Source organism: Candidatus Pelagibacter sp. HIMB1321, from assembly GCF_900177485.1.
GTDB lineage: Bacteria > Pseudomonadota > Alphaproteobacteria > Pelagibacterales > Pelagibacteraceae > Pelagibacter.
This window is the reverse complement of the sequence record NZ_LT840186.1, coordinates 341,190-365,848: the sequence shown is the minus strand read 5'-3', so window position 1 is coordinate 365,848 and position 24,659 is coordinate 341,190. Positions and strand designations below refer to the sequence as shown.

At 30.8% G+C, this 24,659-nt stretch carries 25 protein-coding genes; 8 read left to right on the top strand and 17 right to left on the bottom strand.

Going from position 1 to position 24,659, the window contains the following annotated elements:
* Nucleotides 1-17 precede the first annotated feature (17 nt).
* The 13 genes from aprA to B9N70_RS01875 form a co-directional block, all read right to left on the bottom strand.
* Nucleotides 18-1,877: an adenylyl-sulfate reductase subunit alpha gene (gene aprA, locus B9N70_RS01935; protein WP_085114129.1), complete on the bottom strand. Its 1,860-nt coding sequence runs from the start codon at nucleotides 1,875-1,877 to the stop codon at nucleotides 18-20.
* A complete protein-coding gene (gene aprB / locus B9N70_RS01930) occupies nucleotides 1,877-2,347 on the bottom strand; it encodes an adenylyl-sulfate reductase subunit beta (protein WP_085114128.1) in 471 nt (156 codons plus the stop codon). Before aprB ends, aprA begins: the two co-directional genes overlap by 1 nt.
* Nucleotides 2,348-2,371: 24 nt before the next feature.
* Nucleotides 2,372-3,166, bottom strand: a complete 795-nt coding sequence (locus B9N70_RS01925) for an adenylyl-sulfate reductase (RefSeq protein ID WP_085114127.1) — start codon at nucleotides 3,164-3,166, stop codon at nucleotides 2,372-2,374.
* Between the two features lie 93 nt (nucleotides 3,167-3,259).
* Nucleotides 3,260-3,658: an HIT family protein gene (locus tag B9N70_RS01920; RefSeq protein ID WP_085114126.1), complete on the bottom strand. Its 399-nt coding sequence runs from the start codon at nucleotides 3,656-3,658 to the stop codon at nucleotides 3,260-3,262.
* On the bottom strand, nucleotides 3,655-4,428 hold the full coding sequence (locus B9N70_RS01915; RefSeq protein ID WP_085114125.1) for an aminotransferase class IV: 774 nt from the start codon (nucleotides 4,426-4,428) through the stop codon (nucleotides 3,655-3,657). Before B9N70_RS01915 ends, B9N70_RS01920 begins: the two co-directional genes overlap by 4 nt.
* On the bottom strand, nucleotides 4,391-4,948 hold the full coding sequence (locus B9N70_RS01910; protein ID WP_085114124.1) for an aminodeoxychorismate/anthranilate synthase component II: 558 nt from the start codon (nucleotides 4,946-4,948) through the stop codon (nucleotides 4,391-4,393). The genes B9N70_RS01915 and B9N70_RS01910 overlap by 38 nt, the downstream gene beginning before the upstream one ends.
* Nucleotides 4,948-6,102 (bottom strand): chorismate-binding protein, encoded by a 1,155-nt coding sequence (locus B9N70_RS01905; protein WP_157101737.1) that lies wholly within the window; start codon nucleotides 6,100-6,102, stop codon nucleotides 4,948-4,950. The genes B9N70_RS01910 and B9N70_RS01905 overlap by 1 nt, the downstream gene beginning before the upstream one ends.
* 1 nt (nucleotide 6,103) lies before the next feature.
* Nucleotides 6,104-7,324 carry an MFS transporter gene (locus B9N70_RS01900; RefSeq protein ID WP_085114122.1) on the bottom strand — a complete coding sequence of 407 codons (1,221 nt, stop codon included), beginning with the start codon at nucleotides 7,322-7,324 and terminating at the stop codon, nucleotides 6,104-6,106.
* Nucleotides 7,321-8,496, bottom strand: coding sequence for a trans-sulfuration enzyme family protein (locus tag B9N70_RS01895; protein WP_085114121.1), 1,176 nt, complete (start codon nucleotides 8,494-8,496; stop codon nucleotides 7,321-7,323). Before B9N70_RS01895 ends, B9N70_RS01900 begins: the two co-directional genes overlap by 4 nt.
* A gap of 160 nt (nucleotides 8,497-8,656) precedes the next feature.
* Nucleotides 8,657-9,772, bottom strand: a complete 1,116-nt coding sequence (gene mnmA / locus B9N70_RS01890) for a tRNA 2-thiouridine(34) synthase MnmA (protein WP_085114120.1) — start codon at nucleotides 9,770-9,772, stop codon at nucleotides 8,657-8,659.
* 41 nt (nucleotides 9,773-9,813) lie between these two features.
* The gene (locus tag B9N70_RS01885) at nucleotides 9,814-10,830 is read right to left on the bottom strand and encodes an NAD-dependent epimerase/dehydratase family protein (protein ID WP_085114119.1); all 1,017 of its coding nucleotides are present in this window, start codon (nucleotides 10,828-10,830) and stop codon (nucleotides 9,814-9,816) included.
* Nucleotides 10,830-11,948, bottom strand: coding sequence for an alanine dehydrogenase (gene ald / locus B9N70_RS01880; protein WP_085114118.1), 1,119 nt, complete (start codon nucleotides 11,946-11,948; stop codon nucleotides 10,830-10,832). The genes B9N70_RS01885 and ald overlap by 1 nt, the downstream gene beginning before the upstream one ends.
* Before the next feature lie 35 nt (nucleotides 11,949-11,983).
* Complete coding sequence (locus tag B9N70_RS01875) at nucleotides 11,984-13,330, bottom strand: aminotransferase class III-fold pyridoxal phosphate-dependent enzyme (RefSeq protein WP_085114117.1); 1,347 nt, start codon at nucleotides 13,328-13,330, stop codon at nucleotides 11,984-11,986.
* Nucleotides 13,331-13,533: 203 nt separating this feature from the next.
* Between B9N70_RS01875 and B9N70_RS01870 the strand changes: the two genes are divergently transcribed.
* The 6 genes from B9N70_RS01870 (at nucleotide 13,534) to hisD (ending at nucleotide 20,709) form a co-directional block, all read left to right on the top strand.
* Entirely contained in the window at nucleotides 13,534-14,475 is a 942-nt protein-coding gene (locus B9N70_RS01870; RefSeq protein WP_085114116.1) for an ABC transporter substrate-binding protein, read from the top strand.
* Between the two features lie 81 nt (nucleotides 14,476-14,556).
* Nucleotides 14,557-15,351, top strand: coding sequence for a taurine ABC transporter ATP-binding protein (locus tag B9N70_RS01865; RefSeq protein ID WP_085114115.1), 795 nt, complete (start codon nucleotides 14,557-14,559; stop codon nucleotides 15,349-15,351).
* A gap of 1 nt (nucleotide 15,352) precedes the next feature.
* Nucleotides 15,353-17,275 (top strand): ABC transporter permease, encoded by a 1,923-nt coding sequence (locus B9N70_RS01860; RefSeq protein ID WP_085114114.1) that lies wholly within the window; start codon nucleotides 15,353-15,355, stop codon nucleotides 17,273-17,275.
* A complete protein-coding gene (locus B9N70_RS01855) occupies nucleotides 17,262-18,281 on the top strand; it encodes an Ldh family oxidoreductase (RefSeq protein WP_231909418.1) in 1,020 nt (339 codons plus the stop codon). The genes B9N70_RS01860 and B9N70_RS01855 overlap by 14 nt, the downstream gene beginning before the upstream one ends.
* A gap of 66 nt (nucleotides 18,282-18,347) precedes the next feature.
* Nucleotides 18,348-19,259, top strand: coding sequence for a bifunctional enoyl-CoA hydratase/phosphate acetyltransferase (locus B9N70_RS01850; protein WP_085114113.1), 912 nt, complete (start codon nucleotides 18,348-18,350; stop codon nucleotides 19,257-19,259).
* A 163-nt stretch (nucleotides 19,260-19,422) separates the two neighbouring features.
* Nucleotides 19,423-20,709, top strand: coding sequence for a histidinol dehydrogenase (hisD, locus tag B9N70_RS01845; RefSeq protein WP_085114112.1), 1,287 nt, complete (start codon nucleotides 19,423-19,425; stop codon nucleotides 20,707-20,709).
* On the opposite strand, the gene B9N70_RS01840 is transcribed toward hisD, so the two are convergent.
* Both B9N70_RS01840 and B9N70_RS01835 read right to left on the bottom strand, forming a co-directional pair.
* Nucleotides 20,706-21,314: a LysE/ArgO family amino acid transporter gene (locus B9N70_RS01840; protein WP_085114111.1), complete on the bottom strand. Its 609-nt coding sequence runs from the start codon at nucleotides 21,312-21,314 to the stop codon at nucleotides 20,706-20,708. The two genes, hisD and B9N70_RS01840, sit on opposite strands and share 4 nt — an antisense overlap.
* 44 nt (nucleotides 21,315-21,358) lie before the next feature.
* Nucleotides 21,359-21,769, bottom strand: a complete 411-nt coding sequence (locus B9N70_RS01835; protein WP_085114110.1) for a VOC family protein — start codon at nucleotides 21,767-21,769, stop codon at nucleotides 21,359-21,361.
* 72 nt (nucleotides 21,770-21,841) lie between these two features.
* Between B9N70_RS01835 and epsC the strand changes: the two genes are divergently transcribed.
* Entirely contained in the window at nucleotides 21,842-22,426 is a 585-nt protein-coding gene (gene epsC, locus B9N70_RS01830) for a serine O-acetyltransferase EpsC (protein ID WP_085114109.1), read from the top strand.
* The gene (locus B9N70_RS01825; RefSeq protein WP_085115112.1) at nucleotides 22,419-23,423 is read left to right on the top strand and encodes a cysteine synthase A; all 1,005 of its coding nucleotides are present in this window, start codon (nucleotides 22,419-22,421) and stop codon (nucleotides 23,421-23,423) included. The genes epsC and B9N70_RS01825 overlap by 8 nt, the downstream gene beginning before the upstream one ends.
* 1 nt (nucleotide 23,424) lies before the next feature.
* Here the strand turns inward: B9N70_RS01825 and B9N70_RS01820 are convergent, their stop codons facing one another.
* Nucleotides 23,425-23,961, bottom strand: coding sequence for a DUF2939 domain-containing protein (locus B9N70_RS01820; protein ID WP_085114108.1), 537 nt, complete (start codon nucleotides 23,959-23,961; stop codon nucleotides 23,425-23,427).
* A gap of 5 nt (nucleotides 23,962-23,966) precedes the next feature.
* Entirely contained in the window at nucleotides 23,967-24,656 is a 690-nt protein-coding gene (locus B9N70_RS01815) for an ion transporter (protein WP_085114107.1), read from the bottom strand.
* Nucleotides 24,657-24,659: the final 3 nt, after the last annotated feature.

Genomic DNA, 24,659 nt, shown 5'->3' with positions numbered 1-24,659 from the left:
TTTAATTAATAATTAACTTAAGAGGCTTTTTTCTTCTCGTTTTCGTCAACGATATGGTAAACAGGCACTTTCTCCATGCTGAACTTACCAGTTTTAGGATCTCTTCTTGAAACTGTTAAACAATGCCAATTATCATCATCTAATTTCATGTGATCACCTCTGTAGTAATATCCAGGCCAACGAGTTTCTTCTCTAAATAGAGTATGTTCAGTAACACACTGAGAAGTTAAAGCTCTATGCTTTAGCTCCCAAGCTCTCATTAACTGGTGATAATCCTCTGCTCCAACATGCTCTAGATCTTCTTGCAGCCAATCTAGTAGCTCCAGACCTCTTTTTAGCATATTTCCATTAGTCATATAGTTGGAAGTAATACCACCTACATACTCATCCATGATTTTCTGTAGTCTTTGTAAACCTTGAATTGGAGATATATAGCTTGGAGATACTGTTCCTCCTGTAATCTCGTTTCTTGCGATTGTGTAATTATCTAAAGGTTTATAAACAATTTCCTTAAAGTTTTCACACTGTTTGTCTGAAACTTTAATTCCATCTGCTTTTTTATCTTCAATATATTTTACAGCAGCTTTTGCAGCTAATCTTCCTTCAGTAAAAGAACCTGATGAAAATTTGTGTGCACTTCCACCAACAGTGTCACCCGCACCAAATAATCCATCGATAGTTAACATTCTATTGTAACCCCAGAAATATTCTGGCGGAGATAAATCTTCAGGTCCACTTACCCAAGCTCCTGAACATGTTGCATGAGAGCCCATAACATATGGTTCTGAAGTAGTTAGTTCTGGATTTGTGTATTTAGGGTCAATATTTTGCGAAGCCCAAACAACTGCTTGTCCAACTGTCATGCCTAAAAAGTTTTCCCATCCAACAGTTTCTAAGTGTGGATCTTGGAAAGCCTCAGTTGTAACCATATGAATTGGTCCACCACCTGCAGCAACTTCTTGAATAAATGCATGGTTTCTTAAACAAGTAGGAGTTGGATGATGATCAATATATTCACCAACTAGCTCTTTAGTTTGATCATACCATTTCTTCTCGTAGTTTTCGCCATTAGCGTTTTGAGTGTATGTTTTTAAATGAAGAAAATAGGCACCAACTGGTCCATATCCATCTTTAAATCTACATAAAACAATTCTATTTTCCATCTGAGTCATTTTAGCCCCAGCTGCTATTGGTAATGCATATGCTGAACCATTACTCCAAGGTGCGTACCAAGTTCTTCCCATACCTTCACCAACTGCTCTTGGCTTAAATATGTGTGATGCTCCACCAGCAGCAACAATAACTGCTTTAGCTCTAAACACATGGAAATCACCTGTTCTCATGTTAAAGCCTACAGCTCCACCAATTCTATTGTCTTGAGCTTCATCCATTAAAAGATGAGTAATCATTATTCTATTGTAAATTTTATCAGCAGATTTTTTTGCAGCTTCAGCAACAATTGGCTTATAACTTTCACCATGGATCATTATCTGCCACTTACCTTCTCTTAGGTATCTTCCAGTTTTTTCATTTTTCATCATTGGAAGACCCCATTCATCAAACATATGAACTGTAGAATCTACATGACGAGCCATGTCATAACCTAAATCTTCTCTAACCATTCCCATCAGATCATTTCTTGCATATCGAACATGATCTTCTGGTTGGTTTTCGCCCCACTGCATACCCATGTAGCAGTTAATTGCATATAGACCTTGAGCTACAGCACCACTTCTATCGATGTTAGCTTTCTCAACACAAACAATTTTCATGTCTCTGCCCCAGTGTCTCGCTTCAAACGTAGCACCAGTTCCAGCCATACCACCACCAACAACTAGAATATCACAATCTTCGTAATGAGTTTTATGCTTTGCCATTAGTAGTATACCCCTTTCTTGAACGACTCTTTAGGAACAACAGGTAATTCACCACCCGTATTTAATCCTTCTGGTTCTCTATACAATCTTTGAGAATTTATTTCTCCTTGGTTTGGTTTATCACCATCTGCAAGTTTTGGAATAAATTTACCCCAAGGTTTTGTTGTAATTGGAGAAACAAAGTTTTTTTCTGTTCCATTTCTAAATTTTATTTTCCAAGAGATTGTTCCTTTTTCCTCTTCTCTTCTAACTCTTACACTGTGTCCCATTGGAGCAAAGTCTGCATAACCTCTTACATCAATTGCATGATTAGGACATGCTTTAACGCATGAATAACATTCCCAACAAAAGTTTGGCTCTATATTTTTTGCACGTCTGATATTTTCATCAATGTGCATTATATCTGATGGGCAAATATCTACGCAATGACCGCAGCCATCACATCTAGTCATGTATACAAATGTTGACATATTATCTTTTCTCCTTTTCTAAATTTAATAGTGTTTAGGTTGTTCTCTTTTAATACCAAGACCAAATTGCTCTGGTGCATCCGCTGGTGGTGGCAGGTTATCTCTCGAACCATCTGCTTCAGCCAAATTTTTTTGTATTGCTGCTCCTGGTTTATAAAACATGTGAGCAAACTTAGACCAATATACACCTCCAAATAAAACAATATTTGCAGTTACGAATAAAATCAAAAATAAATAAGATAATCCAACTTGACCATTAAATTGTGTGTATGACCAAGCTAATCCAAAAGTAGCACAAGCTAAAAGAGCAAGTACAAATAAATCTGCTTTAATAATTCTATACCAAGGATGAGCTTCTGATGAAACATCTACTCTTAAGAAAAACCAGAACCAATAACCACCTAAACAAGTAAGTATTGCTCCAACATGCCAGAGCATTGACCAAATTTCTGAATTAGATTTCCCAGCACCAGTGTAGCTGAAAACTAAAACTACTGATGCAATCCAAAATAAAATTGTACCATACATACCAAGTACATGAGCAAGTCTTCTTTTTCCAAAGCCAAGTTCTGAAGTTGTACCAATATCTACAACTGCTGTTTTTGCTATTATCGCAGTTTTTTCTCCAGCACTAAGTTCTTTAGTTGCTGACAATTTTGCTTTTTTTGCATTATTAAAAAAGTAAGTAATATTTTTATGATGGATCATTTGAATAATTGTTCCAACAGCAATTAAAATAACCATTGCTATAATAAAGCTTTGCATAGCAACTGGCGAAACGGTTTCTGCTAAAGTAGAAAATGGGTTTGTGTATATCATAGATTAATTAAATTAGTTAAATTGTAGAAACACTTAGTATAGTTGAAAATAATCTTCAACTGATAACTATTGTACATTTTGTCGTTATTAGGGTTATTTTCTTCTTATATAATGTTGTTTTTTTGGGATTACTGATCTTACACCGCCTTGAGGGTTCTCAACGTCACCAGAACGTCTTGGAATCACATGAATATGACAATGCATTATTGACTGTCCAGCAACAGTTCCTGAATTAGTACCTACATTGAAACCTTCTACACTTGTATCTTTATTTAAAATTTCATCTTTAACTAATTTTATAAGATCATTACATGCTAAAAGCTCCTCATTTGTTAGGTCAAAATAATTCTTAATGTGTCTTTTTGGAATTATCAGACAATGATGATCAGAGACTGGGTAAGTGTCATAACTTGCATAAGCTAAATTATTTTCATGTGCTACTCCACTTTCTTTAACATTGCAAAATAAACAAGGATTATTTGGATCTCTCATATCAAAATTTTTTTACATTTCTTAATTTCTGAATTTAAAGTTTTAGATATCAAATTAAAATAATTTAAACTTTTTCTTTTCCAGCTATTATTATGAATTTTACTTACTGAAGCAACTCCTTTACCAGAACCAACTAAAATAATTTCATCAAATTCTTGTAGTTGATTTACATAAATATTTTTTTTAAAAATTTTAGGTAATTTTTTTTCTAATGATCTAAATGTAATACCTTTATAAAAACCTTTTATAGGTGAGTATATTTTTTTATCTTTTGCTAAAAGAATATTTGAAGTTCCTGTCTCTAAAAGTTTTTTATCACTTATAAGACCTATATCAAACTTACTGGTATCAAGTTTTGATAGATGTAAAAGAATCTTTCTGTATTTAAGATTTTTATATTCTGGCTTTTGACGTTTTAATTTTACTAATTTTAAAACTAAATTATTTTTAATCTTTATCTTGCTCCTTATTGAAATTGAAATAACTTTTTTATTTAAAGCTATTCTTAAAAGATGATTATATTTTTTACTATTAGATAAGTTTTTTCTTAAAAGTTTAAAAATATTTTTTTTTAAATTTTTTGTATTTATTCCATAAACTATTGCAGATTTGATTAAATTATTAATATGATCTCTAAAAAAAAGAATCTTAAAAGATTTATCAAAAATCCACATGGTAGTGAAGACACCATGATCTCCCCATAGGTCATTAAACTTTATCTCTTTTAAATTATTAAGCTGATAAGATTTTTTTAATAAGAAAGTTGCCATTTAAAGTTAAAAAAGATTCTGGGTGAAATTGAAATCCATAAATTTTATCTAGATTATTTTCAAATGCCATAGCAACATTTGTAATTTTGCAACGCATTGTTATATCAAAACTATTCTTTTTAAAAGGCTCTTTAAGCTTTAATGAATGATATCTGCCAACTTTAAATTCTGAATTATCATCAAAAATTTTACTTTTATTGTTAACTTTTATTTTAGATTGAAAACCATGATAGATATTTTTCTGTTCTATTATTCTAGCCCCTTCATTAAACAAAATTTGTTGAAATCCTAAACATATTCCAATTATCTTTTTTTTTCTTTTATATTTTTTATAAATTTTTGAAGTCCTTGGATAATCTTTTGGGTTACCAGGTCCTGGTGAGAAAACTAAAGAGCTAGCTTTTTCTAAAGTATTATAATTAATTTTGTCATAATTATCACAAACTACTTTATCAAATCTTGAAAATTGATGAACGACGTTGAATGTGAATGAGTCGTTATGATCTATTATGTAAATCATTAATACAAATCTATTAAAGCTTTAGCTTTTATATAATTTTCATTGAACTCTCGGCTGGCATTGCTGTCTATCACTACACCTGATGCAACCGCTACTTCTGATATATTTTTAAAATTTAAAATTGATCTAATAATTATATTAAATCTCATATCTCCATTAAATTTTATATAACCAAAGCTTCCAGTATAAATATTTCGATTTTCTTTTTCTTGATTATTTAAAAGTTTTAAGGTGTTTATCTTTGGACAACCAATTACAGATCCTCCAGGCATCATAGCTTTGATAATATCTAAAATTTGAACTGATTTTCTAACTTTACCTTTAATTAAGCTTACATAATGAAATAAGTCTCGGTATTCTTCAATTACTTTTTCTTTAACAACCTCAACACTTAATGGAACACATATTTTAGATAAATCATTTCTTTCCATATCTACGATCATGTTATGTTCTTTATTTTCTTTAATATTCTTTTGAAAGTATTTTAATGCTTTTGATTTATTCATCTTATTTATTTTTTTTACAGTTCCAGCGATTGGTTTGGTTGAAATTTGGTTACCTTTCTTATCGATGAGATTTTCTGGAGAACAGCTTACAATTGAAAAATCCTTATCTTTAATCATGAATGCTTCTGGCGCTAAATTAAACTCAGATAATCTAGAAAAGAAATCTAACGGATCAACTTTTGATTTAGACTTGTATTTAGTACAAATTTTTATTTGATAAGTGTCTCCTGCTCTTATTCTTTTTTTAAATTTATCAAATATTTTAGAGTAAGCCTTTTTATTTATATTAATCTTAAAATTTTTATTTAACTTTTTGTAATTATTTGAATTTACAAAATTATTAATACTAAGAACAGTTTCAGGTTTATAAAAAATACCTTTGTAAAAATTTAAAGACTTTTGTTTTGGGATTTTTATATCTATTAAATTATTTAATAATTCATAACCAAAAAAACCTAAAAATAAATCTGTACTTTTAGATTTTTTTTTATTTGTTTTAAAATTTAAGAAATTTTGGACATCTTTAATGTTTCTTAAAATTATTTTTTTTGAAAAATCATAATAAATTTTGAACCCTTTATTTGATTTGTAAATGATATAAGGCTGATTAGAATTATGTAATTTATAAAGTTTGTAAATATTACTCAATTTATTCAGTTTTTAATCTTAAAACAGCTTCTTCTTTAATTGGTAAATGAATTATTGCTGCAAATACTGATAATGCAATTGCTAAATACCACGCATAATCATATGAGCCATAAAGATCATGGAATAAACCTCCAAGATAGGCACCAAAAAATGAACCTACTTGATGACTTAAAAAAACAATACCATATAAAAGGCCTAAATATTTAGTCCCAAATAAATGAGCAACTATTCCACTTGTTGCAGGTACTGTTGAAAGCCATAAAAATCCAAAACTAGCACCAAATATAAAAGCATTTAGATTGCTAGCTGGAAGAAAAATAAATAAAATTATTGAAATTCCCCTTAAGAAATAAATTGAACTTAATATAATTTTTTTACTTATTTTAGTTGATAAATAACCACTAAGTAATGATCCAAAAATATTAAAAAGTCCAATTAGAGATAATATTGCTGCAGCAGTCCAGTTTTCTAAACCTCTATCGATTACATATTTAGGGACATGAGTTCCAACCAACGTAATGTGAAATCCGCAAACAAAAAAACCAGAAGTTAATAAAATATAGCTTTTTGTTTTAAAAGCTTCACTGAGTGCCTGAAAAGTTGTTTGAGAACTAGGTTTTTCTAAATTCTCACTAACTGATGGTGATTTAACAAAATAAGAAATAACAAAACCAATTAATAAAAACACAACAAAGTAATATAATGTATTGATCCATCCGTTATTGGCTAAGCTATAGTTTGTAAAAATTGGTGAGATAAAATAACCAAACGAACCTACTGCTGTGACAAAACTCATCGCAATTGTTCTATTTGATAAAGGAAAGTGTTTACCAACTATAGACATTGGAATACTTATCGCAGTACCACCAAGTCCTATTCCTACAAGAATACCAAGATCTAATTGGAAAAAAATTCCAGTGTTAGGTCCAGAATATAAAAAATAAATACCTAATGTATAAAAAATAAATGCAAGCATGATTGCTTTGTGACCACCATATCTATCGGCTATTGCTCCAAAAATTGGTCCTGTTAATCCCCACATTAACATTTGAATTCCAATAGCTAGTCCTGACTCTGTTATTGATACTCCAAGATCTCTTTGAAAATCATTAATAAACAAACCAAAGGTTTGTCTAACCCCTAAAGAGATTAAAACTACTCCACAGGCTGCGATGAGTGTTACTAATGCAGTATTAGAATTAATAAATTTTTCAGATGTCATTTAAGATGTCTTAATGCCTGCTTTATATCAGCAATAAGATCTTTTGGGTCTTCTAAACCAATATGAAACCTAACTAAATGTTCATCCTTTTCAAGTTTGAGATATTTACGAGTACCTGTTTCTCTAAACTCTTGATGAAGTGCTAAACTTTCAAATCCTCCCCAACTATAACCATAACCAAATAATTTTAGTGAATTAACAAATTTTCTAACTGAATTAATATTTTTAGATTTTATTTTTAAGCCCATCAGTCCTGATGCACCAGAATAATATTTTTTCCACATTCTAAAGTTGTGACTATCCTTTTTGTAAGGATACAAAAGTTTAAACTTTTTATTTTTAGATAAAAATTCAGCAACTTTTTTTGCATTTTCTCTATGACGATCCAATCTAACATCCAGTGTTCTAAGTCCACGTGTTATCAAATAAGCATCATCAGGTCCTAATCTTAGACCTGTAATTCTTTCAGCATTTTTTACTTGATTGAAAACTTTTTTATTTACAGCCAAACTTCCACCCATCACATCTGAGTGACCTGAATAATATTTGGTAGCTGATACAATCGACATATCAAAACCAAGCTTAATAGGTTTTAAATAATATGGTGTACCCCAAGTATTATCTATAGCAGTTAAAATTTTATTTTTTTTTGCAATTGATATAATTTTTCCTAAATCTTGAAAATCAAAAGTATTACTACCTGGGTTTTCAACAAAAATTAATTTAGTTTTTTTACTTATTGCACTCTCCAGAGTTTTTAAATCGTGAGGATTATAAAAAGTTGTTTTGATATTAAATTCTTTTAAAAAATTTTCAGTTAATAATCTTGTTGGACTATACACTGGATCAGCGGCTATGATTTCATCACCAGGTCTTGTCACACTAAATATAGCTAAAAAAACTGCACCAAAACCTGTCGGTGTTGTAAAGACATGATAGCTTTCTTCTAATTTTGTTAAAATCTTTTGTAAGATATAAGTGGTAGAAGTGCCTTGTCTTCCATAATCAAAATGACCGCCTGTTGGATTTTTTTGAGCTTTAGCTTGAGTTTTTCTTATATGTTGCATTGACTTAAAGATTATCGTCGAAGCTCTTACAACCGGAGGATTAACTGACTGATTATGAAAGTCTTTTGCTGTATGTTTTAAAAAAGTTTTAAATGAATTCGACATAAAAAATTTGATAACTAATGGCGACTATGCTATATCCCCAACATAATTTCAAACAAATAATAACATAGGAATTAATGAGTTATCCAAAAAAACATAGGGGCCGAAGAAAACAGGGCTCTAAAAAAAGAAGAGCTAAAAGAAAAAATAAAAAGAAATAGCTTTATTCTTTAATCCAGCCACCACCAAGAACCTTATAACCAAACTGGTCTTTGTTATAAAATACGCAAGCCTGTCCAGGAGAAATACCATCTTCTGGTATGAATAAATTAACTTCAGCTTTATCATCATCAAAGCTAACATTTGCCTCTAAAAGTTTACCAGTAGATCTTACTTTGCAAAATATATTATTTTGAAAATCTTCTTTAGTTGTAAGTAAATTTATATCTTTGAGACGAATTTTTTTTTTACCTAAATGCTCTTTTGGTCCAACTATAATTTCATTATTTTCAGAATTGATTTTTAAAACATATAAAGGCTCTTTATCAGAAACCTTGATTCCTTTTCTTTGTCCAATTGTAAAATTAATAATTCCATCGTGAACACCAATTACTTTTCCTTCTAAATTTTTAATATTCCCTTTTTTAAATGAGTCTGGTCTAAACTTTTGAATTACTGATGCGTAATCACCATTTGGAACAAAACATATATCTTGGCTATCAGGCTTATCAGCCACATTCAAATCTAAATTTTTTGCAATTTCTCTTGTCTCATTTTTTAATAAATTTCCCAAAGGAAATCTTAAATAATCTAATTGTTGTCTAGTTGTATTGAATAGAAAATAACTTTGATCTCTATTTTCATCTATTGCTCTATACATATTCGTTGAATTATTTTGAGTAATACTTTTCACGTAATGGCCTGTAACTAAAGCATCGGCTTTAAGTTCTTTGGATACTTCAAATAAATCTTTAAATTTTACTGTTTGATTACACTGAACACAGGGAATAGGTGTTTCTCCTTTTAAGTAACTTTCTACAAAGTTATCAATTACACCCTTTCTAAACTTATTTTGAAAATATAAAATCTTATGTTCAATATCTAATTTATTAGCGACCCTTTTTGCATCCATAATATCTTGACCTGAGCAACATTGTTTTGATGCAGCAACTTCTTTTCCATCATCATAAAGCTTAAGCGTAATCCCAATTACTTTGTAACCTTCACTTTTCATCATGCCTGCAACAGTAGATGAGTCTACTCCTCCAGACATTGCCACAACAACTTTTGTGTCTGAAGGTTTTTTGGGGAACCCTAATGAATTCAAATTATTGTTCATTATTCAATTATACTTATAAGATTTTAGAAAATCTTTAAATTTTACGATTTTGTAAATCTATTATTATTTGAGCCAGTTTTGGCAATTTCACCCTGTATCCAATTATACGTTTTTGTAAGACCTTCTTTTAGTTTAATTTGATAAGACCAATCTAAAATTTTTTTAACTAAGTCATTATTGCTTGATCTACCTCTTACCCCTTTAGGTTTATCTAATTGATATTCTTTTTCAATTTCATCTAATTCTGCAATATCTTTAATTACGTCTATCATTTGATTTATAGAAACTTGTTCATCACTACCAATATTAACAGGATCAGAGTAATCAGAGTTAAATAATCTTAATGTGCCTTCAACACAGTCGTCTATATATAAAAATGTTCTTGTTTGTAATCCATCCCCCCAAACATAAATTTTGTTATCTTTTTTTGTTTTTGCCTCAATAATTTTTCTACATAAAGCTGCTGGAGCTTTCTCTCTACCTCCATCATAAGTACCGTATGGTCCATAAATATTATGGTATCTAGCTATTCTAACTTGTATTCCATAATCCTCTTGAAAATGTCTACACATCCTTTCACTGAATAGTTTCTCCCAGCCATAACCATCTTCTGGATCAGCTGGATATGCATCTTCTTCTTTCAAACCATCAATAAAAACTTCTTCCTGTTTTGATTTATTATAAGCACACGCACTTGATGAAAAAAAATATTTTTCTATTTCATTTTCTTTTGAGGCTATAAGTAAATTTGTATTAATTAGAACTGATTGCATACATTCTGCTTTATTATTTTCAATAAAACCCATGCCACCCATATTACAAGCCATATTAAATACATAATTAATGCCCGGGGTAACTTTTCTACAATTAATGATATCTTTCATATCCATTGAATAATGATTTTCAGATTTTTCAAAGTCTTGGAACCAATATTCTTTAGGTTTAATATCTACTGCAACTACGTTATTTCCATTATCTAAAAATTTTTTAACTAAATGACCGCCAATAAAACCACCTGCGCCAACAATTAAAACTTTTTTTGTTTTGTCAATTTTCATTAAGATCTTATAGCTACTCCTGGCTCTACAAAATTATGACCAAAAACATCTGCAACTGCTTTATAAGTTACTTCACCTTTATGAACATTTAATCCTGCTAAAAAGTTTTTATCTTCACCTAAAGCCTTTTGATAACCTTTGTTAGCAAGTTTTACTAAAAAAGGTAATGTTGCATTATTTAATGCAAGTGTTGATGTTCTTGGAACTCCACCTGGCATATTAGCTACACAATAATGAACTACATCATCAACAATATATGTCGGATCACCATGAGTAGTTGGCTTACTCGTTTCAACACACCCACCTTGATCAATTGCAACATCAACAATTACAGATCCTCTTTTCATTAATTTCAACATATCTTTGGTAACAAGCTTAGGTGCCTCAGCTCCTGGAATTAAAACTCCTCCAATTAATAAATCAGCTTCTGCCACTAATTTATTTAAATCAATTTTATCACTTTGTTCTGGAATTATTTTATCCCCAAACATTCCAACTAACTGTTTTAGTCTTGCCTCTGATTTATCAACAATATGAACTTTTGCCTGCATACCAGTTGCAATCACTGCTGCATTTTCTCCAACAACTCCACCACCTAAAATTACAACAGTTCCACCAGTCACTCCTGGTGCACCACCCAATAAAAGCCCTCTTCCTTTTTGATTTTTTTCCAAGCAATGCGCTCCCGCTTGAACAGACATACGTCCTGCAACCGCACTCATGGGTGCTAATAATGGAAGTCTTCCATTATCATCTGTTACAGTTTCATAGGCAATGTTAATGCTTTTAGATTTAATTAAACCTTCTGTTAATTCTTTTGCAGCTGCTAAATGAAGATAAGTATAGACAATTTGATTTTCCCTAATCATGTCTACTTCAACTTTTTGAGGTTCTTTTACTTTAACTATTATTTCAGCATCATTAAAAATATCAGAGGCTTTATCTACAATTTTTGCACCCGCAGCAGTATATTGCTCATTTTCAAAACCTGCTTCAAAACCACCGTTATTTTCAACTAAAACTTCATGACCTTCGGAAACTAAAGTTTTAACACTTTCAGGTGTTAAACCAATTCTATTTTCTTGAGGTTTAATTTCTTTAGGTACGCCTATCTTCATAACACTCCTACAATTTAATAATAAAAAATTAGAAACTAATTTTTTTGATTTTTTTGGTAATTAGTTATTCCAGTTCTTAGTTTATCAATAATCTCATCTATATGTTTTTCTTCACATATAAATTGAGGAGCAATGATTAAACAATCGCCTGTAGCTTTGAAATTAACTCCAGCTTCATAACAAGCTTTGAAACATTCATAACCTGCTCTACCTGGTTTGGTATTCAATTTCATATCAATACCACCCATCATTCCGTATCCTCTTATATTATCAACAGACTCTAAATCTTGAAGAGAGAACAACCCTTTTTGAAAGTAAGGGGCTAAATTTTTTGCTCTTTCAAAAATATCATCTTTTTCAAAAATATCTTGCACAGCTAATGCTGCGGCTACTGCAACTGGAATTCCAGAATAAGTGTATCCATGAAATAGCTCTACAGCACCTTTTGGACTATCATCCATAACTGCATCATAGATTTCATCTTTACATGCAACAACACCCATTGGAACAACTCCATTAGTTGTAGCTTTTGCCATTGTCATTATATCTGGAGTTACTCCAAACTCATGACCTGCAAATGATGAGCCAGTTCTTCCCCATCCAGTAATCACTTCGTCAAAAATTAAAAGTATTCCGTGTTTATCACAAATCTCTCTTAATTTTTGTAAATATCCTTTAGGTGGAACTAGTGTTCCAGTTGATCCTGCAATTGGTTCAACAATACATGCTGCAATATTTTCTCCACCAAAGTTTGCTGCTATTCTGTCTAAATCATCTGCAAGATCAGCTCCTGTATCAGGTTGACCGCTTATAAATTTATGATCTGGTAAATGAGTATGTCTCATGTGTTGAACACCTGGCATTAAAATACTTGCAAATGTTTTAACATTGTTAACCATTCCGCCAACAGACACACATCCAATATTCATTCCGTGATATCCTCTTTCACGTCCAACAAATCTAAATCGTTTACTATCCCCTTTTGCTCTGTGATAAGCTATTGCAATTTTAATTGCTGTTTCAACTGCTGTTGATCCACAAATAGTATAAAATATTTTATTTAAATTTCCTGGTGTGTGTTTTGAAATTCTTGTAGCAAGTTCAAATGATCCCCCAAAACCTTGTTGGAAAGGTTGAGCATAATCTAAAGTATCTAATTGTTTTGTAACAGCTTCTGTAATTTCTCTTCTTCCATGACCAAGCGGATTACAAAATAATCCTGAACTTGCATCAATTTGAGTTTTGCCGTGATGAGTTTTTAAATAAACGCCTTTAGCTTCAGTAATTAACCTCGGGTTTTCCTTAAAATCTTTATTAGATGTAAATGGCATCCAATGTTCATTTAAAGAATTAGGTACTGAAGTTCTGTTTTCTGCGCTCATATTTGTCTCTCTATATAAATATATATATGTAAGTTAAATTAAGTTAATAAACCTCTTTAGACTAAATTTATTCCCTGCACCACCATATTTTTTGACTACAACCTATAATTGCACAGTAAATCACATGCGACTTTTTTTGTTTTACAACTCTTATAAATTAAAATTAAAGTTGCAATTATTACAAATCAAATAGAGAGGAATAAATGAAAAAAATATTAAGTTTTATTCTTAGTTCAATCGTAGCTCTTAATCTTTCAATTTCTGTTGCAAACTCTGCAGCGAACGAAGTTAGAGTTGCCTACTTCTTAGAATGGCCAACACCAAACTTAGAAGACATGAATAAGAAAATGTATGAAAAAGCATTAGGAGTACCAGTTAAATGGACAAACTTCACTAATGGTGGAGCAATGACTGACGCAATGTTAGCAGGAGATATTGATATCTCTTACTCGCAAGGTTTAGTGCCTTTCATCAATGCTGTAAAGTCTAAAGCGCCTATCAAATTAGTTGATATAGCAATGGAATACGGAATGGGTGGAACAACTTGTGTAACATCAAATGCTTCTGGAATTACAAAAGCAAATGGTTCTGAGTTAGAAGGTAAAAAAGTTGCTGTTCCACTAGGAACAATGGCTGAATACGTTTTTGATGAAAGTATGAAAGTTGTTGGTGCTGACAGAAACAAAATGGATATCATTCAAATGGACCCTGAGGAAGGTGCTGCTGCTTTAGTAAGTGGTGACGTTGTGATGGCTTGTTTATTTGGTGGTAACTCTATCAAAGCTGCAACAGCAGTTGGATCAAGACTTTTAACAGTTCAAGAAGCTAGAGATGCTGGAATTTTAGGTATCGATATTACTTCTGTAACTACAAAGTTTATGAAAGAAAATCCAGGTATGCTTAGAACTTTCATCGAAGTAACTCATGAAGCAAACGCTAGATATGCTGCTGGTAAATCAGATCTTAATGCTATGGCAAAAGAGTCTGAAATGTCAGTTGGAGATATGAAAGATACACTAAGTGGATTTAAATTCTTAACTCCTGAAGAAACTGCTCAGTCTATGACTAAAGGTAACTTACACGGATTCCTAGAAGGAATGGGTACACCTAAAGGAAATGTAGACACTAGTTTCTTACCTCTATAATTTAGTAGAGATTAAAACTTTAATAGGCACCAAATTTTTTTGGTGCCTATTTTATAAAAAAATTCTAAAATAAAATATCCAATGAGTGAATTAGTTTCTCAAGATCTAAACATGATTTTTAAAACTCCTAAAGGAGAAACTGTTCATGCTTTAAAGGATGTAAACTTTACTTTAAAAAAAGGTGAACTATTAACTGTCCTTGGTCCTTCTGGATGTGGAAAGACAACTTTATTAAATATCACTGCAGGATTTATAAGACCGACATCTGGAAAATTAACTTTAAATAATAATGAAATTGATGGACCTGGTGTTGAAAGAGGAATGGTATTTCAACAAGGTGCTTTATTTGAATGGTTGACTGTTGCAGAAAATGTAAACTTTGGTCTTCGGATGAAAAAAGAAGATCCAGTTACAACTCAAAAAAAAGTTGATGAATGGCTAGATATTGTTGGTCTAAAAGGGTTTGGTAATACACCAACTTATCAATTGTCAGGTGGTATGCAGCAAAGAATAGCTCTTGCAAGATGCTTAATTAATGATCCTGATTTAATTCTAATGGATGAACCACTTGGAGCATTAGATGCATTAACTAGGGAAAAAATGCAGTCATTAGTCTTAAAAATTTGGAAAGAAACTGGAAAAACAATTATTTTAATTACACACTCTGTTGAAGAAGCATTGCTACTTGGAGAAAGATTATACGTAATGGCTCCAAGACCAGGGAGAATTCACAAGGAATACACACTTCCGTTTGCAAACAGAGGACTACAAGAAGATTTAAGAGAAATTAAAAAAGATAAAGAATTTTCAAAAACACGTGAAGAAATCTTAACCATGATTTGGAATATGGAAGAAGAAATTATGGGTAAAGAATAAAATGCTCACACAAATTCTAACAATTTTAATTTTAGCCACGATTATTGGATCTATTGTTTACGGTCGAAAATTAATTCAAACAGAAAAAGTGGATGCAGTTTTTGGTAATCCAGAAAGATCTAAAGGTGGTACTCATTGGGTAATTTTAGGAAGCTGTACAATACTTTTAATATGGATGTATTACTCTTGGGATATAGCACGAGGATTTTATCCAAAATCTGCTAATGAACTTTGCCAAGTTGCAAAAGTAAACGACTCGTTGCTTGGATTAAAATATCAATTTCCAATTGAGCAAAGAGAACTCAAAAGTACAGCGCAAATTAAAAAAGAAAATGAAAACATTAGAAACTTATCTATCGAAATTCAAAACTCAGATGTAAGTACTCAGCAAAAAGAAATTTTGATTGGTTTTCTAAATCAAACCTCTCAATTAATTCCATTATTAACTAACGAAGATTTAATTGAAAATGAGACTAAAGAAAAAATAAATGAAATTACTGGAAAAATAAATCTATTAACTGAAAATTTTAAAAAGCCTGATTATCCATTTGAAACTGAACAACAACTTCAAACAAGACTTCAAGCAGCAAATGATGAAGGTGGTTGGGGTATTGTAAAAGTAAATGCTGGATCGGGATCTATTGAAAATACTCTTGAGGTTCCATTAATTCCATCAACCAATAAAGGTTTAAAATTTCATGCAGCAGCAGAGGAGATAAGTTTAATAAGTGAAGAATTTTTTAAACTCAGAAATCATAATGTACAGTTTAAAAATCAAATTAAGAAAATCAAAGATCAAATTAAAATTTATAGAAGTGAGTTAAGTGATAACGAAGAAGTAGCGTCTGAGTATGCAAAAAATATTGTAAAGATTGCAAGACGTATAGAATTTGCAAGTATCTATCCACCAAATGCACTTGATAATCTACAAAAAGCAGTTGTTAATTTTGACAATGCAAAAAATAATGTTCAGGGTGGATTAAAATTAATTGATGCATTGTTATTTCCTGCTGGAACTATTGTAGCTAGTGGACAAAGTTGTTCAGAACAAGGTTCGGGTAGATGGCTTCCAAAACCATCTGATACATTTAATAAATTTGTTCTAATGTCAAAGCCAAGCGTTGGTTATAAGGATGTACCACTTTTATGGATTCAATTAATTGATGTAAGTCAAATGATTGGATTTATTTTACCTGATTGGATTGCAGATATCATACCAGGTGAGTACCCTATTCACACTAAAGAAGGCGTCGTTGAACAAAACTTTAAAGGAAATGTTTTAAAAATTGTTACTGGTGACTTTAGTTTATTTAAAGTTCCTGTTCCTTATGGACACATTTGGGATTCATTTTTAAGAGTTTTATTAGGTTTAATTTTTGGAATAATAATTGGTGTTCCTTTAGGATTATTTATGGGTCTTAATAGATTTGCTAAAGGATTTTTTGATCCTTTAATTGAACTTTATAGACCGGTACCTCCTCTTGCGTGGGCACCGTTAATTATTTCTGTACTTGGTATAGATAACTCAGGAAAAATCTTCCTACTTTTCATGGTCTCTTTATCAATTATGATTATATCAGCTAGAGCTGGGGCATCTGGAACACAGTTATCAAAAATTCATGCTGCTCACTCACTTGGAGCATCTAAAAAACAGATTTTAAGATATGTAATTTTTCCTAATTCATTACCTGAAATACTGACAGGGATAAGAGTTGCAGTTGGTATGTGTTGGGGAACTTTAGTTGCAGCTGAGTTTTTAGCGGGAACTACTGGAATTGGGTTTGTTGAAAACGTAGCTAAAAAGTATTTCCAATATGAAGTAATTTGGATCACAATTTTTATCATGGGTATGCTTGGTTTATTGTTTGATGTAACACTTAGAAAACTTATTGATAAATATATCCCATGGCGTGGAAAAGGATAATTTGAAAACTCCTCAATTAAAAAAATTGATTATTAAAATTTTTAAAAAACATGGCTTAAGTCAAAGTCATGCAGCAATATCTGCTGAGGCATTGATAAATGCTGAACTTGTTGGTGCTTATGGGCACGGATTATCAAGACTAAAAATGTATTGTGATCGAATAAGCAAAAAAGTAATTAATGCAAAACCAAAAATAAAAATAAAAAAGATTTCCCAATCAATTTCTCATATTGATGCAAATAATAGTATTGGTTTTGTTGCAGCAGATGTCGGTATTAAAAAAGCAATCGATAATGCAAAAAAAACTGGAATTGGTTTAGTTGCTGTAAAAAATAGTGGGCATTATGGTTTATCAGGTTATTACGCAGAGCAAGCTGTTAAAAAAAATTTAATCACGATGATTTATACAAATGCACCTCCTGCTGTGGCACCCCATGGAGCATTGAAAAGTTTGTTTGGAACAAATCCAATATGTTTTGGAACACCCACAGGATCTAAAATTCCATTTATTTTAGATACATCGATATCAATGATTAACAGGGGTAAAATAAGAGTTGCTGCAAGAAATAATCAAAAAATTCCAGAGGGAGTTGCTTTAGATAAATTTGGAAATCCTACAGTTGATGCAAAGAAAGCTTTAGCTGGTGTCCAGTTACCTATTGCAGGTTTTAGAGGATCTGGTCTTGCTTGGATGGTTGATATTTTGAGTGGAACTTTAACTGGCGGAAATCATGCTGGAAAAGTTAAAGATCCATTTGATGATTTTTCAGGACCACAAAATATTGGACATTTATTTATTACCTTTAGGGCAAATTTATTTCAAAAAAATTATAACCAAAGAATAAAAGAAAACATTAGAACAATTAAAAGATTGCCTAAAATAAAAGGTGTAAAAGAAATTATGTATCCCGGTCAAAACAAATTCAAAAGATTTAAAGAGAATTCAAAAAAAGAGATCAATATTCCAGAAATCATAAAAAAAGATCTGGAAACGCTACTAAATTAGACAAATTAAAACCATATTATTGATTTAATTTATTGTTCTTTTATTAGAAAATTATATTTATACGAAATGCTTTCAAACAAAGAAATAGTTTGTCCTAATAACTTGTTATATTTTGCTCATAAAAAAAAAGGAGTAAAAGTTGCTGTGGTTAATGCTGGAAAGCCATTACCAATGCTTTCTGTTCAAGATGCAGTTAATGAAAATTTAATAGAACCAATATTTATTGGAGATAGGAACGAAATTAATAAGTGTGCTCAAGATTTAAAATGGGATATTTCTAATTTTGAAATTATTCATGAGCCTGTTGAAAATAATACAGCTGCAATTGCTGCAAAATTAGCATCGGAGGGAAAAGTTAAAATTATAGTTAAAGGACATATTCATACTGACATATTGATGAAAGAAGTTCTTAAAAGAGAATATGATTTATTAGGTAAAACTAGATTAAGTCATATTTGGCATATGACAGTTGGTAAAAATGACAAACCCTTAATTATCACGGATGGTGCACTTAATGTTTTACCAAATGTAAAAACCAAAATGCATATTTTAAAAAACGTAATTAATTTTTCAAAACGAATTGAAATTGAAAGACCAAAAATTGCCTTATTATCTGCTACGGAAGAGGTATTGGAAAGTGTGCCAAGCTCAAAAGATGCAGCAGAGATTACTAAACTTGCAAAGGAAGAAAATTTAGATGCTAATGTTTTTGGCCCTTTAGCATTTGATAACTGTGTTTCAAAAAAATCAGCTGCAATAAAAGGAATTAAAAATGAAGTTGCGGGTATTGCAGATGTTTTACTCGTTCCAAGTGTCGAAACAGGAAATAGCTTAGTAAAAATGATGATTTATTTCTGTGGTGCTTGTGCTGCTGGAGTTGTGGTTGGTGGTAAAGTTCCAGTGGTTATTACAAGTCGATCGGATGAAGCTCAAGCAAGACTTGCATCTATTGCAGCGGCAGTTGTTGCTTTAGATTAATTTTAATGAGACCTATTGATTATATTAGCCTATATTTGCTGGTAACTATTTTGTGTGTAGTGAGTGTAAACTTTTTTTATAGGGTGTATTTTTAATTACACATTGAAATATACTTTTTTTTAATCTATTAAGGCTTTTCAAAATTATTAAGAGGAACATTATAATGGCTATTACATATTTAAAGAAATCACCAAAGACATCTTCAACAGATGACACTAAAACGACTGGAATTGTACAGGATTTGTTAAAAGATTTAGAAACTTCAAAAGAACAAGGTTGTATCGATTTAACAAAAAAGTTTGATAAATATGATGGTGAAATAGTTGTTTCAAAAGAAAGAATTGAGGAAATAAAAAAAACTTTAGATCAAAAAACTAAAGATGATATTCAATTTTCATATGATAGAGTTAGAAAATTTGCTGAAGCACAATTAAAAAATTATGGACAAGATTTTGAAGTAGAATTATCAGATGGTTTATATGCTGGACAAAAGCTTGTGCCAGTAAATACCGCTGGATGTTATATCCCTGGTGGAAGATACGCTCACATAGCATCAGCTGTTATGAGTGTAACAACAGCTAAGGTTGCAGGGGTTAAAAATATAATTGCATGCAGCCCACCAAAAGAAGGTGTCGGCGCACATCCAACAATTGTTTATACTGCTGATTTATGTGGAGCAGATGTAATTCTTAACCTAGGTGGAGTTCCTGCAATAGCATCTATGACTAATGGTTTATTTAATAATCCACCTGCAGACATAATTGTAGGTCCAGGCAATCAATTTGTTGCTGAGGCTAAAAGAATTTTATTTGGAAAAGTTGGAATTGATTTATTTGCTGGTCCAACAGAAATTGGAATTATTGCAGATGCTAAAGCAGATCCTGAAATAGTGGCAGTAGATTTAGTAGGTCAAGCGGAGCATGGCTACAATTCACCTTGCTGGTTATATACAACCAGTAAAGAGCTAGCTGAAAAAGTAATGAAAAGAGTTCCGGAATTAATTGCAGAACTTCCTGAGGTTCCAAGAACAAATGCAGATGCTGCGTGGAGAGATTATGGCGAGGTGATACTTTGCGATACTGATGAAGAAATGGTTAAAGTCAGTGATGAGTATGCTCCTGAACATTTAGAAGTTCAAACTGAAAATTTAAAATGGTTCCATGAAAGATTGACAAATTATGGTTCTCTTTTTGTTGGTGAAGAAACAACTGTTGCTTATGGAGACAAGTGTTCTGGAACTAATCATATCTTACCAACTAAAGGTGCTGGTAGATATACAGGTGGATTATTTGTAGGAAAATTTATTAAAACATTAAGTTTCCAAAGAATGACTAAAGAATCTACTGAGCTTGTTGGAGCTGCAGCTGCTAGAATATCTAGATATGAAGGTATGGAAGCGCATGCTAGAACTGGTGATGTCAGATTAAAGAAATATGGTTATTCAAATTAAAGAATAATCCCTTTAATTACTATTAGTACCAAAATACTCATAAAGATTATTATAGAATAATTGATGTATCTCCATATTCTTTCGTTATGAGCATATTTTGAAAAATATTTTGCCATATAACCAATTAAGAAAAAAAATAAAAAAGAGGCTAAAGAGGCCCCTACTCCAAATTTAATTTTTTCAAGAATTAAAAAATTTTTTGAAAAATTACCCAAGAAAAAAACTGTATCTGAATAGACGTGAGGATTTAGATAAGTAAAACCTAATGTTTTCAAGACAATACTTTTAAAAGATATCTCTTCAATTGATTGATTAAAATCCGTTTTGTTATTTCTTGATTTAATCTTTGAATAGATGAAATGGATAAGAAATATTAACAATAAAATATTAAATATTAATTCAACAGTGGAATTAAAATATTGATTAAAATAATGAAAAAGAAATAAACCTAAAAATATTAGTAACCCATCAGAAACTGAACATATTAAACAAACTGTAAAAATATATTGTTTTTTAAGACCTTGTTCTATGACAAAAATATTCTGCGCACCAATTGCTAATATTAAACTTAAACTAGTTAAAAACCCTAATAGTAAATATTCCATTAAGAATTTTTATATACAAATTTAAAGATTATTTAATCTTAAAATTAATCTGAGTTAGCAGTTAGAGTTTTAATCTCTAAAATATTTTCATTTGGATCTTTTACAAAAAAAGTTTCTTGCTCATACTTTGTGCCTTTAAATCTTAAATATGGCTCATCATAATATTTAGTACCATTATTTTTTAGTCTTTGTTTAAGAGTATCAAAATCTTTTCTAGATAAATGCACACCAAAATGTGGGACAGACACATTACCCATGTCAACATCGTGTCTTTCATTTTTTAATTTTTGTTCACTTGCATGAAGTGTTAACTCGTTTCCCCAAAAATCTACATCTACCCATTCTTGAGCAGCATTATCCAATCTACAGCCTAATGTTTCGCTATAAAATTTCTTTGCTTTTTCTAAATCACCACAAGGTATTGCTAAATGAAAACAATTAGTATTTTTGTACATATTTAGTTCTTTAATAAAATTATTTAATAACTATATATGTCAGTAATTTTATATCAACCTGTCAAAAAGCTCATGAATGATTTTTTACAATCCATAATTGATAGAGATCCTGCTGCAAAATCAAAATTAAGTTTAATTTTAACCTATCCAGGTGTTAAAGCTGTATTTTTTCATAGAATTGCAAATTTTTTTGCTAAAGCAAAATTTAATTTGATTGCAAGAATCATCTCACAATTTTCAAGATTTCTAACTGGAATAGAAATTCATCCAAATGCAAATATTGGAAAAAATTTATTTATCGATCATGGTATGGGAGTTGTGATTGGTGAAACATCTGACATTGGAGATAATGTAACTATTTATCATATGGTAACATTAGGAGGTATTGCACCAAGTATTAATTCCAACAATCAAAGAAATGTTAAAAGACATCCAACAATACAAGATGAAGTGGTAATTGGTTCAGGTGCGCAAGTACTTGGTCCAGTTACAGTTGGTAGATGTGCAAAAATTGGCGCAAACGCAGTAATCACTAAAGATGTTCCTGAAAAAGCTGTAATGGTTGGAATACCTGCTAAGAACGTTGGATTAGCAGATAGTGAATTTAAACCGTATGGTATCACTCCAGATAGTGATACTAAAAAAAATAATGAGTAACATTCAAAACGATTTTATTTCAGGAATTGGCAACACTCCTCTTATCAAGTTAAAAGCAGCCTCAGAAATTACTGGCTGTAATATTTATGGAAAAGCTGAATTTTTAAATCCAGGTGGATCTGTAAAAGATAGAGCAGCATTGGCTTTGTTAAAAGATGCTCAAGAAAAAAAACTTATTTCTAAAGGTGGAACAGTTGTTGAAGGTACCGCAGGTAATACTGGAATTGGCTTAGGGCTTCTTGGAAATTCACTAGGATATAAAACTATTATTGTAATGAACGATAATCAAACTCAAGAAAAAAAAGATATACTAAGAAATTTAGGTGCAGAGTTAAGATTAGTGCCTGCAAAACCCTACAAAGATGAAAATAATTTTGTAAAAGTTGCTGCAAGACTGGCTGATGAATTAAGACCAACTAATAACAATGGAGTTATCTGGGCTAATCAATTTGATAATACTGCAAATGCTAGAGGTCATTACGAAGGAACTGGAAGAGAAATTTGGGAACAAACTGAAGGTAAGGTAGATGGATTTGTTTGTTCTTCAGGAACTGGAGGGACAATTTCTGGAGTTAGTAATGCACTTAAAGAAAAGAATAAAGATATAAAAATATATTTATCTGACCCAAAAGGTTCTGCTCTTTACAATTACATTAAGACTGGCGAATTAAAATCGGAAGGTGGTTCGATTACGGAGGGAATTGGATCAAGTAGAGTTACAAAAAATTTTGAAAATGCAAAAATAGATGATGCGTACTCTATTGATGATAATGAAGCATTGCCTATCTTATATGATTTAATTCAAAATGAAGGTTTAAGTTTAGGTACAAGTTGTGGGATTAACATTGCTGGAGCAATTAGAATGGGTAAAGAATTAGGACCTGGCAAAACAATAGTTACTATTTTGTGTGACAAAAGCGATAAATACTCATCTAAGATGTTTAATAAAGAATTTTTAATATCTAAAAATCTTCCAACACCTAATTGGTTAGAATAATTTATTTTATTTTCTCAAATAAATCTTTTGGAAATTCAATATTTGTAATTTTCCATTTAAAACCATCTCTTGAAAAATATATTGGGTATTTTTTTCCCTCATTTTCATAATTGATATAGAATGAGTTTAGACCGTTATTATCCATAATAGTAAAACTACCAAGGAATGTGATTATTGATGGTTTTGGAATTTCATCTTTTTTTTTGCTCTTTTCTAACAATAAACTAATTCCATCGGAGTTAAGATAAGTATCAATTGCAATTTCAACGAACTTTCCAGCAAATCCAGAAAGTAAAATTCCAACGTCACCTAATTGTTTGAAAATTTCTTCAGATTGTGTCTTTTTTAAAATTTCTATATTTATATAATTTTTGACATTGCCTCTAACACTTTGCCAATCGACGTAATTTTCAATCAATTGTTTATCATTAAAATATATTCCCTTGTGAAGTTGGTGAAAGGAATACATCGCCGTAAATGAATAAGAAAAAAAGACAAATATAATTAAAATTAAAGAATATCTAATTTTATTGAACATTAAACTTATAATCTCTTCTGATTAATCACCACGTCAACTAGAATGGCAATCAATAAATTTAACATTGTAATTCCACAAATAATAATAAAACTAAAAAAGTAAATCCAAGCCCACCAATAGATTTCTTGTAATGGCAACATCACTTGTTCCCAACTTGATAATGTTAGAACTTGAAATAAGGTAATCATAGAAACACCAACATCATTCCATCTTTCAGGTATGTCGGCACTAAATAATATAGAGCCTATAGTTGCATATATATAAAGTATGATGAATAACAGAAGTCCTACATAAAATACCCGCTTTACAGAGTCTAATAATGCTTCAATAATTTTTTTTAACTCTGGAACAACAGATATAATCCTTAAAACTCTAAAAACTCTTAAAAGCCTTAAAAGTAAATAACTAGAATTATTAGGGATTGGTATTAAAGATATTAATACAATTGTTGTATCAAATATATTCCATCCACTTTTAAAAAAATTTATCTTTTTTGGTTCTCCAACAAATCGAATGATAATTTCAATCACAAAAAAAATTGTAATTGAATAATCTAAAATATTTATAGCTTGTTTTGTAAATTCGCTTAGATCGTAAGTATTTATTCCAATAGTAATTGCATTAAGAATGATGATAGTAATAACGATAAATTGAAAAACTCTACTTTCTTTTAGATTATATAAAAATTTATTCATGGA